General features: G+C 72.9%; 15 protein-coding genes. 13 read left to right on the top strand and 2 right to left on the bottom strand.

From position 1 onward, the window contains the following. Nucleotides 1-67 precede the first annotated feature (67 nt). On the top strand, nucleotides 68-1,504 hold the full coding sequence (locus ABD784_RS10215) for a CCA tRNA nucleotidyltransferase (RefSeq protein WP_344883891.1): 1,437 nt from the start codon (nucleotides 68-70) through the stop codon (nucleotides 1,502-1,504). Nucleotides 1,505-1,562: 58 nt separating this feature from the next. After that, on the top strand, nucleotides 1,563-2,144 hold the full coding sequence (locus tag ABD784_RS10220; RefSeq protein ID WP_344883894.1) for a histidine phosphatase family protein: 582 nt from the start codon (nucleotides 1,563-1,565) through the stop codon (nucleotides 2,142-2,144). On the opposite strand, the gene ABD784_RS10225 is transcribed toward ABD784_RS10220, so the two are convergent. Beyond that, nucleotides 2,141-3,463 carry a DUF418 domain-containing protein gene (locus ABD784_RS10225; RefSeq protein WP_344883897.1) on the bottom strand — a complete coding sequence of 441 codons (1,323 nt, stop codon included), beginning with the start codon at nucleotides 3,461-3,463 and terminating at the stop codon, nucleotides 2,141-2,143. The two genes, ABD784_RS10220 and ABD784_RS10225, sit on opposite strands and share 4 nt — an antisense overlap. A gap of 302 nt (nucleotides 3,464-3,765) precedes the next feature. On the opposite strand from ABD784_RS10225, the gene ABD784_RS10230 reads away from it, so the two are divergent. The 5 genes from ABD784_RS10230 (at nucleotide 3,766) to ABD784_RS10250 (ending at nucleotide 6,739) form a co-directional block, all read left to right on the top strand. Further along, entirely contained in the window at nucleotides 3,766-3,915 is a 150-nt protein-coding gene (locus tag ABD784_RS10230) for a hypothetical protein (RefSeq protein WP_344883900.1), read from the top strand. A 62-nt stretch (nucleotides 3,916-3,977) separates the two neighbouring features. After that, a complete protein-coding gene (locus ABD784_RS10235) occupies nucleotides 3,978-4,163 on the top strand; it encodes a hypothetical protein (RefSeq protein ID WP_344883903.1) in 186 nt (61 codons plus the stop codon). Next, nucleotides 4,163-4,300, top strand: coding sequence for a hypothetical protein (locus ABD784_RS10240; protein WP_344883906.1), 138 nt, complete (start codon nucleotides 4,163-4,165; stop codon nucleotides 4,298-4,300). The genes ABD784_RS10235 and ABD784_RS10240 overlap by 1 nt, the downstream gene beginning before the upstream one ends. A 406-nt stretch (nucleotides 4,301-4,706) precedes the next feature. Next, a complete protein-coding gene (locus ABD784_RS10245; RefSeq protein ID WP_344883910.1) occupies nucleotides 4,707-4,982 on the top strand; it encodes a hypothetical protein in 276 nt (91 codons plus the stop codon). Nucleotides 4,983-5,137: 155 nt separating this feature from the next. After that, on the top strand, nucleotides 5,138-6,739 hold the full coding sequence (locus ABD784_RS10250) for a formate--tetrahydrofolate ligase (protein ID WP_344884626.1): 1,602 nt from the start codon (nucleotides 5,138-5,140) through the stop codon (nucleotides 6,737-6,739). Between the two features lie 81 nt (nucleotides 6,740-6,820). Here the strand turns inward: ABD784_RS10250 and ABD784_RS10255 are convergent, their stop codons facing one another. Next, a complete protein-coding gene (locus tag ABD784_RS10255; RefSeq protein WP_344883912.1) occupies nucleotides 6,821-7,906 on the bottom strand; it encodes an inositol-3-phosphate synthase in 1,086 nt (361 codons plus the stop codon). 158 nt (nucleotides 7,907-8,064) lie between these two features. Here ABD784_RS10255 and ABD784_RS10260 point away from each other — a divergent pair, with 158 nt between their 5' ends. The 6 genes from ABD784_RS10260 to ABD784_RS10285 all read left to right on the top strand — a co-directional run bounded on the left by ABD784_RS10260 (nucleotide 8,065) and on the right by ABD784_RS10285 (nucleotide 14,503). Continuing rightward, nucleotides 8,065-9,084 (top strand): ROK family protein, encoded by a 1,020-nt coding sequence (locus ABD784_RS10260; protein WP_344883915.1) that lies wholly within the window; start codon nucleotides 8,065-8,067, stop codon nucleotides 9,082-9,084. A gap of 9 nt (nucleotides 9,085-9,093) precedes the next feature. Then, a complete protein-coding gene (locus tag ABD784_RS10265; RefSeq protein WP_344883918.1) occupies nucleotides 9,094-10,578 on the top strand; it encodes a glycosyltransferase family 87 protein in 1,485 nt (494 codons plus the stop codon). After that, complete coding sequence (locus ABD784_RS10270) at nucleotides 10,568-12,151, top strand: phytoene desaturase family protein (protein WP_344883921.1); 1,584 nt, start codon at nucleotides 10,568-10,570, stop codon at nucleotides 12,149-12,151. Before ABD784_RS10265 ends, ABD784_RS10270 begins: the two co-directional genes overlap by 11 nt. A gap of 195 nt (nucleotides 12,152-12,346) precedes the next feature. Then, nucleotides 12,347-13,678: a sensor histidine kinase gene (locus ABD784_RS10275; RefSeq protein ID WP_344883924.1), complete on the top strand. Its 1,332-nt coding sequence runs from the start codon at nucleotides 12,347-12,349 to the stop codon at nucleotides 13,676-13,678. Beyond that, nucleotides 13,668-14,330, top strand: a complete 663-nt coding sequence (locus tag ABD784_RS10280) for a response regulator transcription factor (protein ID WP_344883927.1) — start codon at nucleotides 13,668-13,670, stop codon at nucleotides 14,328-14,330. The genes ABD784_RS10275 and ABD784_RS10280 overlap by 11 nt, the downstream gene beginning before the upstream one ends. Before the next feature lie 11 nt (nucleotides 14,331-14,341). Next, nucleotides 14,342-14,503: a hypothetical protein gene (locus ABD784_RS10285; protein ID WP_344883930.1), complete on the top strand. Its 162-nt coding sequence runs from the start codon at nucleotides 14,342-14,344 to the stop codon at nucleotides 14,501-14,503. Nucleotides 14,504-14,535: the final 32 nt, after the last annotated feature.

Here is a 14,535-nt window from a genome sequence, read left to right on the forward strand (position 1 = left end):
ACGTCGGACGCGAGTCACCCCCCGTTCGGCCCCCGGACACCGGGAAATCTGACACCATTAAGGAACTATGCAGCAGCTCCCCGCACCCGCCGCCCTCCAGCGCGCCCTGCCCGGCGTCGTCTTCGACCTCGCAGCACGCTTCACGGCGGCAGGGCACGAGCTGTCCCTCGTCGGCGGCCCCGTCCGCGACCTCTTCCTGGGGCGCGTGTCGCCGGACCTGGACTTCACCACGGACGCGACGCCGGAGCAGACCCTCGAACTCGTCTCCGGCTGGGCGGACGCGGTCTGGGAGATCGGACGCGAGTTCGGGACCATCGCCTTCCGCGTGGGCGGGGCGACCCTCGAGGTCACCACGTACCGGGCCGAGGCCTACGATCCCGAGTCCCGCAAGCCCGTGGTCGCGTTCGGATCCAGCCTGGAGGACGATCTCTACCGCCGCGACTTCGCGATGAACGCGATGGCGCTGCGCCTGCCGCAGCTGGAGCTCGTCGACCCGTTCGGCGGGTACACCGACCTCGAGGCGGGCGTGATCCGCACGCCGGGCGCGCCGTCGTCCTCCTTCTCCGACGACCCGCTGCGCATGATGCGCGCCGCGCGCTTCGCCTCCCAGCTGGGCATGGACGTGCACGACGACGTGCGCTCGGCCATGGTGGGCATGGCCGAGCGGATCGCCATCATCTCCGCGGAGCGGGTGCGCGACGAGCTGGTCAAGCTGATCTGCGGGGACGCGCCGCGCGCCGGGGTGGACCTGCTGGTGGACACCGGGCTGGCGGAGAAGGTCCTGCCGGAGGTCTCCGCGCTGAAGCTGGAGACGGACGAGCACCACCGCCACAAGGACGTCTACCAGCACTCGCTGCAGGTCCTCGAACAGGCCGCCGGCCTGGAGACCGGTCCCGACGGGGCCGTGCCGGCCCCGGACTTCGTGCTGCGGTTCGCGGCGCTGATGCACGACGTCGGCAAGCCGGCGACGCGCCGGTTCGAGTCCAACGGGGCGGTCACCTTCCGCCACCACGACGTGGTGGGGTCGAAGCTGGTCAAGAAGCGGATGCGCGCCCTGCGCTTCGACAACGACACGATCAAGGCGGTCGCGCGCCTGGTGGAGTTGCACATGCGGTTCTACGGGTACGGCGAGGCCGGGTGGACGGACTCCGCCGTGCGCCGGTACGTGAACGACGCGGGAGACCTGCTGGAGCGCCTGCACCGGCTGACCCGGTCCGACGTCACCACGCGCAACCGGCGCAAGGCGGAGCGGCTGGCGCACGCCTACGACGACCTGGAGCGGCGCATCGCCGAGCTCGCCGAGGAGGAGGAGCTCGCCGCGGTCCGCCCGGATCTGGACGGCGAGGCGATCATGGCGCTGCTCGGCATCCGGCCCGGCCCGCTGGTGGGCCGGGCGTACCGGCACATGCTCGAGCTGCGCCTGGACCACGGGCCGCTGGAGCGCGAGCGGGCGGAGGCGGAGCTGCGGGCCTGGTGGGCCGAGCAGCCCGAGTCGGATGGGTGACGTAGAGTACGGACCGGATCCCGGGTGGGCCCGGGCCGACGCGATAGAGGAGCGATCTGTGCCGAACCAGCCCCGTCTCTGGGTGGTCCGCCACGGCGAGACCGAGTGGTCCCGCAGCGGCCAGTACACCGGATTGACCGACATGCCCCTGACGCCGGACGGCGAGGCCCAGTCGCGGGTGGTCGGGCAGAAGCTCGCCGGATTCTGCATCGAGTTCAACCTGGTGCTCACCAGCCCCCTGGGGCGTGCGAAGAGCACCGCAGCCCTCGCCGGATTCCCGGACGCCGAGATCGTCCGGGACGCCCACGAGTGGGACTACGGCGACTACGAGGGCATCGAGTCCAACGAGATCCGGCGCCGCACGCCGTCGTACGTCATCTGGGACGACGGCGTGCCCAACGGCGAGCGGCTCGCGGACGTGAGCGCTCGCGCCGACGCGGTCATCGAGCGCGTGCGCTCCGAAGTGGACGACGACGGCCACGCGCTGCTCTTCACCCACGGCCACTTCAGCCGCGTGGTCGCGGCCCGCTGGCTGGGGCTGCCCGCCGATCGGGGCCGGCACTTCGTGCTCGGTACCGCGCAGGCCTCCCGGCTCGGCTGGGACAAGAAGACGCCCGTCATCGAGGCCTGGGGACTCTAGCCGTCCGCCGCCGCGCCGGGCTCGCTGCCGGGCGCGCCGCGCCGCCAGGACGGGCGCTGCCAGTAGGTGAGCGCGCGGAGCAGGCCCTCGACCGGCCCGCGCGCGAAGCGCCGCATCCACACCGCGCTCAACAGTAGCTGGACGGCGAAGACGCCGGCGCAGATCCCCAGGGCGGCGAACGGGTGCACCCGGTTCGCCAGGTCCAGGCCGTAGTCGGTGTAGACCATCACCATCACCACGGACTGCCCCAGGTAGTTGGACAGGGCCATCTGGCCCGCCGGCACCAGGGCGCTCCGCACGCGCCGGCCCGCCCCGCTGCGGAACAGGAGCAGCAGGGCCGCGACGTAGGCCGCGGTCAGGAACGGGCCGGTCAGGGCCGCCAGCCCGAAGGCCGCCGTGCTGCCGACGAGCGGATGCAGACCCACGTACGCCCACGCCGTCGCGATCGCCCCCGGCAGTCCGACGGCGGCGCCGACGAGGGCCACGCGGACCAGCGTCCGGCGGGTCAGGCGCTCGAACCAGCGGTCCTTCGCAGCGGACAGGCCGATGAGGAAGGCCGCGAAGGCGATCGGCCCCTGGACGAAGACCATGCTGGCCAGCGTGCTCGGGTACATGCCGATCAGGAACTCCGCGTACGGCTGGGAGAGCAGCTCGGCCGTCCCGGCGAGCTCGCCCTGCAGGATCGACTCGAACTCCGGGGCGGACAGCGCCAGCCCCATGAGCGCGGCGATCCCCACCATGCCGGCGCCGATCACGCCCACGATGATCCCCGCCGTGACGCGCGCCGGCCGGGTCCCGATATACCTCAGGCCGAGCAGCAGCATCCCGGCGAGGGCGTACGTCAGCAGGATGTCGCCGGTGAAGAGGAGGAGGCCGTGGGCCAGGCCCAGCACGAACAGGCCGGCGAAGCGGCGCATAGCGACCGCGGCGAAGTCGTCCGGGCGCCCGGCCGCGGCGGCCCGCCGCGCCGTGGCCTGCCAGAGGAGGGCGAAGCTGTAGCCGAAGAGGAACGAGAAGAGGATGTAGAACTTCCCCATGAACAGGCCGGCCACGAGCGCGTGGGCCGCGGTGCCGGCCGCATCGGTGGGGGAGGGGACGCCCAGCAGCGAGGCCGGGTCGGCGAACGTCTGGACGTTGACCAGGAAGATCCCCAGCAGGGCGAACGCCCGGATCGCGTCCAGGTCCACCAGCCGGTGGCGGGTGGTGGCCCGGCTGGTCGGTCCGTGCCCCTCCCGGGACGGCCCCGTCGAGGCGGCGGCAGTCGTCGGGGAGGCCGGCGGCGTGCTCGGCGTCGCGGGGTCCATCCACTGGGAGCTCATGAGCTCCAGCGTAGAGAGCGGGCCCTCCCGCCGGTATCCGCCGAACGGCTGATCTTCCCCGCCGGCGGGGACCTGTCCGGCAGCCGCCGGCAGCCGCCCAGCGCCCGTCCGGGGCCGGCGGAGCGTCCCTCGAGCGCACGCGTCCGGTCGGCGCGACGACCGGCAGAAATATTTTCGGAGCACCACTGGCGCTCGCCGGGGCTTCGGCGTACAGTGATGCTTGCGATTGAGTTTCCTCAATCTGACATTGCAGGCATTCGAGAGCCGGGAGACCGGCACTCGCGAGTGAAGGAGGTGGATTCGTGAACAAGAACATGGCGCTTGACGCAGTGGCACTCTCCCCGATCTATGCGGGCGGAGGGATCACCGCCGCGGCCGGTTTTACCACCGGCCGGACCGACGATCGTCGTCGTTTCCGTCGCACGAATCGCCTCCGGGGCAGCCTGACCTAGAACGCTCACGCTGCTCCGGGGCCTCTCCCACACACCGAGGCTTACCACCAGGAAGAGCAGCAATGTCCGCCCAGCAGACGTCGTTCCATTCGCAGGCCCCCCGCTCCCTCAGCGCCCAGATCGGCACCGAGCGCGCCGGTATCGAGTTCTACTTCTCCGGCCCAGACTTCATCAGCGCCCGCCGGCACCACGCGGTGCGCGATGACCAGATCACCAGCCTCCTCGAGCGAGAGGAGGTGAAGTACTGATGAAGCGCCACAAGCAGTCCGGCAAGGCCAAGCAGAGCAACCGGCCCGAGTTCGTCGACCAGCACAAGATCAACGCCGAGTCGCTGAAGGGCCACCGGCCCAACGTGCCCCACGAGATGTGGTTCCGCGTCAGGTGAGATCGCCCCGAGCGGCGAACCCTGACCGGGATCTTCCAGCCTGAGCACCAGCTCGGGGCCGCCTCACCGGCGGTGCCGCCGAACGAGAGGAGGAGTACAGAGATGATTGATTTTGCACCGGAGGCCTTCGCCTCCTGAGTTCCGCAGGAACCGCACGACGACGTCGCAGCCGTCCCGCGGAACCGAGCCCGGGCCCGTCGCCGCACCGAGAGGTGCACGCGGCGGGCCCGGTGCTTTCCACCGTCGCGGCGTCCCCACTATCCCGGCCTCCCCCTCATGGCATTGCGCCGCCCGGCCGGTCTGGCCAGGGCCTCCATCGCCGTGCACACTGAGAGTCCGGCGTACGCAGGGGAGCGTGGCCGCTGGGCGAGATGAAGCCGAGGAATGGTGCCGAATGAGGGAGTCCGTGACACGGGCCAGACGGGCGAGCGCCATGGTGCTGGCGACGGCCACGCTCTTCCTGGTCTCTTGCAGCGCGACGTCGGCGCCGGGGCCCACGCCGGGGCCCGAGCCGGCGACGGTATTGGTGGCCACCGGGGCCACCGCCTTCGTCGCCGGGACCTACACGCCGCTGGAGGGGTCGCCGGACATCCTGCGGCAGGGAGTCCTCCGTCCGGACGGCGACGGTTGCCTGACTCTCGTCGAGGCGGACGCGACCATCCACCCGGTCCTGTTCCCTTGAGGCGTGCCGCGGTGGAGGGGTTCGGGACCGGCGCCCTATCCGGCACGCGGGTTCGTTGGTAGCGTCGGAATGTGAGCACCGACACATCAGCAGGAGTCGCCGGCGATGCCGCCGAGACCGCATCCGCCGGGACCGTACCCGGCGCTCCCCGGCCCATCGCCGAGATCGCAGCGGCCGCCGGGATCCCGGAGGCCGCCCTGGAGCCCTACGGCCGCCACCTCGGGAAGATCGACGTCGACCAGCTCCCTCCGGGGGAACCGGCCGGCGCCGTCGTCCTCGTCACCGCCGTCTCCCCAACGCCGGCCGGCGAGGGCAAGTCCACCGTCACCGTGGGGTTGGGCGACGCGCTCGCCGCCGCCGGGCACCGCACCATGATCGCCCTCCGCGAGCCGTCTCTGGGGCCGGTCTTCGGCATGAAGGGCGGCGCCACCGGGGGCGGCGGAGCCCAGCTGGTGCCGATGGACAGGATCAACCTGCATTTCACTGCTGACTTCCATGCCATCACGAGCGCCAACAACCTCCTGGCGGCCATGGTCGACAACCATCTCCACCACGGCAACTCGCTCGATATCGATCCCGGCTCGATCGGCTTCAAGCGCGTCCTGGACATGAACGACCGCGCGCTGCGCCGGATCCGCCTCGAGTCCGGCGGCGGTCGGGAGACCGGGTTCGAGATCACCGCGGCGAGCGAGGTCATGGCCGTCCTCTGCCTTGCCCGTGACATCCCCGATCTCCGTGCGCGACTCGGCCGCATCACCGTGGGATTCACGCGCAGCGGCTCCCCGGTGACGGCGGACGACCTCCGGGCCGCGGGGGCCATGACGATGCTCCTGCGCGAGGCCTTCAAGCCGAACCTGGTGCAGACCGCCGCGGGCACGCCGGCGGTGGTGCACGGCGGTCCGTTCGCAAACATCGCCCATGGCTGCAACTCGGCCATCGCCACCACCACGGCCCGGCGGCTCGCGGACGTGGTGGTGACCGAGGCCGGGTTCGGTGCCGACCTGGGAGCGGAGAAGTTCCTCGACATCAAGGCCCGGGTCGCGGACTGCGCGCCGACCGCCGTCGTCCTCGTGGCGACCGTCAGGGCGCTGAAGATGAACGCCGGCCGGGCGAAGGACGAGCTGGCCCAGGCCGACCCGGCCGCGGTGCAGGCCGGGCTGCCCAACCTCGCCCGGCACGTCGCCAACGTGCGGCGCTACGGCTACGAGCCCGTGGTGGCCGTGAACCGGTTCGGCACGGACACCGACGGAGAGCTGGCGGTGATCGAGCGGTTCTGCGCCGAGAACGGCGTGCGCTGCGCGCTCACGGAGGTCCACTCCCGCGGCGCGTCCGGAGGCGCGGAGCTCGCCCGCCACGTCGGCGAGCTGCTGGGCACCCGGCCGAGCTACCGGCCGATCTACCCCGCCGACGCGGAGGTCGAGGAGCAGCTGGAGGCGATCGTGCGGACCGTGTACGGCGGCGACGGCGTCGAGCTGGCCCCGGAGGCCCGGGCGCAGCTCGAGCGGATCCGGGCCCACGGCTGGGAGCGGCTGCCCGTCTGCATCGCCAAGACGCAGTACTCCTTCAGCGACGACCCCAAGCTGCTCGGCGCGCCCAGCGGCTTCACCGTACGCGTGCGGGAGCTGATCCCGCGGACGGGGGCCGGATTCATCGTGGCGCTGACCGGGACCATCATGACGATGCCCGGCCTGCCGGCCGCGCCCGCCGCGGAGGGCATGGACGTGCTCGACGACGGCACCACCAGCGGCCTCTCCTGAGTCGGACGCGGTGCGCGCCAACGGCAGAGGCCGGCCCCTCCCGCGGAGGAGGGGCCGGCCTCTGGACGAAGGCGGTGACCGCTACCGGTCGCCGTCGCCGCGGATGAAGGCCTCGACCTTCTCGTGCGCCACGTCGTCGTTGTACTGCTCCGGCGGCGACTTCATGAAGTAGCTGGACGCGGAGAGGATCGGTCCGCCGATGCCGCGGTCCTTGGCGATCTTCGCCGCGCGGACGGCGTCGATGATCACGCCCGCGGAGTTCGGGGAGTCCCAGACCTCCAGCTTGTACTCGAGGGAGACGGGGGCGTCGCCGAAGTTGCGGCCCTCGAGGCGGACGAACGCCCACTTGCGGTCGTCGAGCCAGGAGACGAAGTCGGACGGGCCGATGTGGACGTCGTCCGCGCCGAGCACCGCGTTGGTGTTGGACGTGACGGCCTGGGTCTTCGAGATCTTCTTGGACTCGAGGCGCTCGCGCTCGAGCATGTTCTTGAAGTCCATGTTGCCGCCCACGTTGAGCTGGTACGTGCGGTCCAGCGTGACGCCGCGGTCCTGGAACAGGCGGGCCATCACGCGGTGGGTGATGGTGGCGCCGATCTGGGACTTGATGTCGTCGCCCACGATCGGGACGCCGGCGTCGGCGAACTTGTCCGCCCACTCCTTGGTGCCGGCGATGAACACCGGCAGCGCGTTGACGAACGCGACCTTGGCGTCGATGGCGGCCTGCGCGTAGAAGTGCGCGGCGTCCTCGGAGCCGACGGGCAGGTAGCAGACCAGGACGTCCACCTCGGCGTCCTTGAGCGCCTGCACCACGTCGACGGGCTCGTCCGCGGACTCCTCGATGGTCTCGCGGTAGTACTTGCCGAGGCCGTCGAGGGTGTGGCCGCGCTGGACGGTCACGCCGGTGGCGGGGACGTCGGCGATCTTGATGGTGTTGTTCTCGGAGGCCCCGATCGCATCGGCGAGGTCCAGACCGACCTTCTTGGCGTCGACGTCGAACGCGGCGACGAACTGGACGTCGTTGACGTGGTAATCGCCGAACTGGACGTGCATCAGGCCGGGGACGCTCGCCTGGGGATCGGCGTCCTTGTAGTACTCGACGCCCTGCACTAGTGACGCGGCGCAGTTGCCCACGCCCACGATTCCTACCCGGATGGGATTACCCGACAACGTGACTCCTCAAGAGAATTTCGCGAAAAAAGGTGGACAGGGCATGGCAGGGCCGTGTCCACAGTCTTAATGAAGTCTAAGTGACCATGGGGGCGCCGTATTCCCGGCGCGCGGAGTGACGCCCGTCTCGTCCGGGACGGATGGGGGAGAATGCCGGGATGAGCGAGAACCAGCTGCAGGGGCCCGGCGCCGCACCGGCGAGCGGGGGAGGCCCGGCGATCGGCATCGACGTCGGCGGCACCAAGATCGCGGCCGGCCTGGTGGGCGGGGACGGACGGCTCCTGCAGCGGGCCGGCCGGCGCACGCCCCGCCCCGTCAGCGACCCGGCCTCCGAGGAGATGAAGGCGGAGGCGGTCGAGGCGGCCGTCGTCGCGGTGGTGCGGGAGCTCGGGGCGGACGCGCCGGACGCTCCGGTCGGCGTCGGGGCGGCGGGCTGGATGGACCGCTCCGGCCGCGAGGTCCTCTTCAGCCCGCACCTCGCCTGGCGGAACGAGCCGCTGCAGGAACGCCTCGAGCAGGCGCTCGGGCGCCCGGTGCTCCTGACCAACGACGCCGACGCCGCCGCGTGGGCCGAGTGGCGGTTCGGGGCCGCCCGGGAGGAGACCCACGTGGTCTGCCTGACCCTGGGCACGGGCATCGGCGGGGCGACGATCGTCGACGGGCGGATCCAGCGCGGCCGTTTCGGCGTCGCCGGCGAGTTCGGGCACCAGACGATCGTGCCGGGCGGTCACCGGTGCGCGTGCGGCAACCGCGGCTGCTGGGAGCAGTACGCCTCCGGCAACGCGCTCGGGCGGGAGGGACGCGGCCTCGTGGAGGCGGCCTCGCCGATCGCCCACGCCCTGCGGGCCGCGGTGGACGACGACGCCGCGCTCGTCACCGGCGCCCTCGTCACCCAGCTCGCGGCCGAGGGCGACCCCGCCTGCCGGGACCTGATCGACGAGATGGGCCAGTGGCTCGGCCTGGGGATCGCGAACCTGGCCGCGGTGCTGGACCCGGGGGTCTTCGTGATCGGCGGGGGCCTCGGCTCGGCCTCGACCGCACTGGTCGAGACGGCCGAGCACTCCTACCGGCGATCCCTCAGCGGCCGCGGCTACCGTCCGTTCGCCCGCGTGGCCCAGGCCCAGCTCGGGGCCGAGGCCGGACTGATCGGGGCGGCCGACCTGGCGCGGCGCCGATAGGCTGGCCGCATGGCATCGACGTCGCCCCGCTCACGCACCACGGGCCCCCGCCCCGCCAGTCCCGGGGCGTCCGCGCGGATCACCGCGCCGTCGCGCAACGACTCCCTGCTCCGGCGCTTCACCGAGGTGATCGGCGGCCCACTGGGCCGGCACACCGAGCCGGGCACCACGCCCACCGGGTTCTGGTCCATCGACCGGGTGCTCATCGCCCTGACCATCGTCGGCGTGCTGCTCGCGGTCGGCGTGAAGAACGCCTGCCGCGTCGGCGGCTGGACCGGCCTGAACGCCTACCAGTGGGCGTGCTACTCGGACTTCCCCGCGCTGTACTACGCCCGCGGCCTCGCCGACAACCCGCTGGCCCCGTTCCTGGCCGGCTCGGACTTCGAGTACCCGGTGCTCATGTCCGCGGTCGCGTCCTTCACGGCCGCGCTCGTCACCCCGGGCGACTACAACCGCTCGCTGGCCTTCTTCGACGTCAACGTCCTCTTCATCGGTCTGCTGTGGGCCGCCGTCGTGCTGCTGACCGCCCGGACCGCCGGGCGGCGGCCGTGGGACGCCGCGATGGTCGCGCTGGCCCCGGGCATGATCCTCGCGTCGACGATCAACTGGGACCTCTGGGCCGTCGCCGCACTGGCCGGCGCCATGTACGCGTTCGGCCGCGACCGCACCCTCCTCGCGGGCGTCCTGATCGGGCTCGGCACGGCCACCAAGCTGTACCCGGTGCTGTTCCTGGGGGCCGTCCTGGTCCTCGCGCTGCGCACCGGCCGGTGGAGGGCCCTGGGCCGGACGACGGCGGGGGCCGTGGGCGCCTGGCTCGCCGTGAACCTGCCGGTGATGGCGTTCAACTTCGAGGCCTGGAGCGTCTTCTGGACGTTCACGCAGGAGCGGGAGGCCGGCTGGTCCTCGCTCTGGCACGCGTGGAACACGGTGGCCTCGAGCCTCGGCGGGCAGGGCCTGTCCGCGGAGACGATCAACTCCGCAGGCTTCTGGCTCTTCTTCCTCGCCTGCGCCGGCATCGCGGTCCTCGGCCTCGCGGCGCCCCGGCGTCCGCGCGTGGCCCAGCTCGCGTTCCTGATCGTCGCCAGCTTCGTCCTCTTCAACAAGGTGTACTCGCCGCAGTTCGTGGTCTGGCTGATCCCGCTGGCCGTCCTGGCGCTGCCGGGCTGGCGGGACTTCCTGATCTGGCAGTTCTTCGAGGTCCTGCACTTCTTCGCCATCTGGGCGTACCTGTACTCGATGGACGCGCAGCTGGAGGCGGCGAACGCCCTCGCCCCGTCGGCGTACGTGCTGGCCGTCGCCGGCCACATGCTCTCCCTCCTGTACCTCATGGGCCGGGTGGTGCACGGGATGCTCGACGCCGGGGCGGACCCGGTCCGGCGCCCGGGGGCGGGGAACGTGGTCCAGGACGATCCCGCCGGCGGGCCCTTCGCCGGCGCGGCCGACCGGCTGACGCTGGCCACCTTGCGGGGAACGCTGCGGCGCCGTGCGTCCTGAGGCCGGCACGACCCCCGGCTCCGCGGACCGTCCCGACCCCGCCGGGTCGTCCGCCGCAGGTTCCGGCCCCGCCGCGGGACTGGACGCGGCCGTCGTCGGCTCCGGCCCCAACGGGCTCGCCGCCGCCGTCACCCTCGCCCGCGCCGGCGCGCGGGTCACGGTCTACGAGGCCGCCGCCGCGATCGGCGGGGCCGCGCGGACCGCGGAGCGCGAGGTCTCGGGCGTGGGACGCGTGCGGTACGACGTCGGGTCCGCCGTCCACCCGACCGCCCTGGTCTCCGAGTTCTTCGACGGCATCGGGCTGGCGGACCGGGTCGGGTTCGCCCGGCCCGAGCTCTCCTACGCGCATCCGCTGCCCGGGGACCGCACGGCCGGACTGGCCTGGCGGGACCCCGAGCGCACGCTGACCGGCCTCGCCGGCGCCGCGCCCGCCGAGGCCGACGCCTACCGCAGGGCCGTCCTGCCCCTGGCCCGCCGGTCCGCGGACCTCGCCCGGCTCCTGCTGCACCCCGTCCTCCCGCTCCCGGACCTCGGACCGCGCGGCCGGGGCACCGCGACGGCCGCCCGGCTGGTGCTGTCCTCCGCGGCGCTCGCCGTCCCACCGCTCCATGGCGCGCTCGTCCGGCGGGCGCCGGTGGTCGCCGCGATGCTGGCCGGGCTGCGCGGCCACCTGCCCGGCGGCGGCACCGGGCCCGGGGCGCAGGGCGCCGCCCTCTTCCTCGCGGCCCTGGCCCACGGGGAGGGCTGGGCGATCCCGCTCGGCGGCTCCGGGGCGATCACGCAGGCCCTGGGCCGGGTGCTGGCCGAGTCCGGCGGGCGGATCGAGCTGGGCCGGCGCGTCGCGGACCGACAGGAGCTGCCCGAGCCCCTCGTCCTGTTCGACACCTCCCCGGAGACCCTCGCGGCCGCCGTGCCCGGGCTGCCGCCGGCCGTGGAGCGGCGTCTGCGGAACCGCCGCCGCGGGCCCGGCGCCGCCGTCGTGCACTTCGTGACCGGTGGCCCCGTCCCCTGGTCCGATCCGCGGCTGGGGGCGGCCGGGACCCTGCATCTGGGCGGAGACGCCGCGCGGATCGCCGCCTCCGAGCGGGCGAGCCGGCGGCGCTTCCCCGCCGAGAACCCCTACGTCCTGCTGAGTCAGCCATCGGCGTTCGACCCCGGCCGCGCGCCCGCCGGCCACCACGTGCTCTGGACCTACACGCACGTCCCGCCGAACACCTCGCCGGACACCGTGCGCACCGCGGTGCAGGCGCAGATGGAGCGGCACGCCCCCGGGTTCGGGGCCACCGTGCTGGACGCCTGGGTCGAGGGCCCGGCCGCGCTCGAGGCGGGCAATGCCAACCTGGTCGGCGGGGACATCGCCGGCGGCGCCGTCGACACGCGCGGGCTGCTGCTGCGCCCCGGATTCGGCCTGCGCTCCTCGCTCGGCGGCGCGCCCTGGCGCTCGCCGGCGCCCGGCGTCTACCTCTGCTCGGCGTTCACGCCGCCCGGCCCGGCGGTGCACGGGATGGCCGGGCACCTCGCCGCCCGCCGGGCACTGGCCGACTCCGGCCTCCTCCGCAGGGCTGATCTTTGACCCGAATCGGCGCCATACAGCCGAATCCGTTCGCCGTTCGCCCCTGTAACACGCTAGCGTTGGAGAAACTGTTGCAGATGTCTCGGCCACGCACGGCCTCGAGACGCACAGTCCACAATCCGCGTTTGCCGGGGCAGAAACGAACGGCTGCCCCGGCAGACGCATCCTTCTGAAGCGGAAGACCAGGCGCGGACGATGAGCCAGCCACAGGACTACGACGCGGCCGACGTCAGCTTCGCCGAGCTGGCCGAGCGCCGCCGCGGGCCCGTGCTCCGGTTCCTGCGCCGGCATCCGCGCGGCACGGACGCGCTGGTGGTCGCCCTCTACCTCCTCTCCGCCGGCGCGCTGCTGACCATGGCCGCCGGGCCGGTGCCGTGGCCCGCGCTCGTGTGCGTGGCGGTGGTCGCCGCCGCGCTCTGGTTCCGCCGCGCGGCGCCCTTCGCGGTGCTGGGGATCGTCGCCGTCGCGACGCTCGCCCTCATGGTGGTGGACCCGTTCCACGGCGTGTTCAGCATGGGCCTCTGGCTGGCGCTCTACGCGGCCGGGACCCAGTACACGTGGTGGCGCTCCATGGCCATGGCCGTCCTGATGAGCGCCGTCCAGGTCCTCATGACCGCCCTGTGGGTCCTCCCGCACCTCATGGACCAGCAGCACGAGCCGCACATGGACATCCAGATCGGCAGCCTGCCGGACGCGATCCTCCTGATCTCGGCGCTGACGGTCTCCGCGAACCTGATCTCCGTCGGCATCGGCGCCGCGGTGCGCAGCAACCGGCTCCACCAGGCCGAGCTGGCCAACTGGGGGCTCCGGGTGCAGCGGCTGGCCCAGGTGCACGAGAGGAACCGGATCGCCCGGGAGATGCACGACGTCGTGGCGCACTCCCTCTCGGTGATGGTCGCCCTCGCCGACGGCGCGGCTGTGGTGGTCCGCCGCAGCCCCGACCGCGCCCAGGAGGTCCTCGGCGAACTCTCCACCACCGGTCGGCGCGCCCTGCGCGACACGCGCCGCGTGATCGGCGTGCTCCGCGAGGGGGCGGCCCCGCTGGAGCCGCAGCCGGCCGAGGCCACGCTCAACCAGATGCTCGAAGGCTTCCGCGTGGCCGGGCTGCCGTTGGAGTACAGCGCGTCCGGGTGCGAGCTGCCGGACGACGCCGGGCTCCGGCTGACCGTGCACCGCATCATCCAGGAGTCGCTCACCAACGTGCTGCGCCACGGCCGCGACGTGACCCGCGTGACCGTCGACTGCACCACTGCGGAGCGCCCGTCCGGCGGCCACTCGGTCCGCCTCCGCGTGCACGACGACGGCCGGGGTGGCGCGGACACCGGCGGGGCCGCCCCGCCGAAGGCCGGCCGCGACGTCGGCCCGCCGGGGCCCGGCCAGGGACTGCGCGGCATCGCCGAGCGGGTGGCGATCTACGACGGCTCGTTCCGTGCGGGCCCGGACCCGGCCGGCGGGTGGAGCGTCGACGCCGAGCTCAGAGTCACCGGAGAGATATGCCCAGGGGGGAATACAGAAGATGAGCAGTGAGATCAGCATCCTGCTGGCCGATGACCAGCACCTGATCCGGATGGGCTTCTCGCTCATCCTCGACGGCGAGGACGACCTGACCGTGGTGGGGGAGGCGCCGGACGGCGCGGCCGCCGTGGAGGAGGCGATGCGGCTGCGCCCCGACGTCGTGCTCATGGACGTGCGGATGCCCGTCCTCGACGGGATCGAGGCGACCCGGCGCATCACCGCCGCGCTCCCGGACACGCGCGTCATCATCCTCACCACCTTCGGTCTCGACGAGTACGCCTACAGCGGCCTGGAGGCCGGCGCGTCGGCGTTCCTGCTCAAGGACGTCACCCCGCCGGAGCTGGTGGCGGCGGTGCGCGCGGCCGCGAACAGCGACGCCGTCGCCCCGCAGGAGACCAAGCGGCTGCTCGCCGAGTTCGGCCGGGCCCGCGCCGAGGACCCGCTGCTGCAGGACCTGACCCCGCGCGAGCGCGAGGTGCTGGAGGCCATGGCCGAGGGGCTCTCCAACGCGGAGATCGCCCGAAAGTTCTTCGTCTCCGAGGCGACGGTGAAGACGCACGTGCGCCGGATCCTGACCAAGCTGCACCTGAGGGACCGGGTGCAGGCCGTGGTGTACGCGTACGAGACCGGCCTGGTGGTCCCCACCCAGGGCCTGGACTACTGACGGGGGCCGGAGTGAACATCGAATTCCTGCGCAGCCCGTGGTTCATGGTCGCGGTCCTGCTGCTCGCGACCGGCGCGTTCCTGCTCTCCGCCTCGGACTGGCACGCGGCCGGCTGGGCGCTCGTGGTGGTGGGCCTGGCAGCGGTCGGATTCGCCCGGTACCGGCAGGGCTGACGCCGGCTCGGTAGGATCGGCGGAGAGCAGGA

The sequence above is a fragment of the Zhihengliuella alba genome (assembly GCF_039538765.1).
Classification (GTDB): Bacteria; Actinomycetota; Actinomycetes; order Actinomycetales; family Micrococcaceae; genus Zhihengliuella; species Zhihengliuella alba.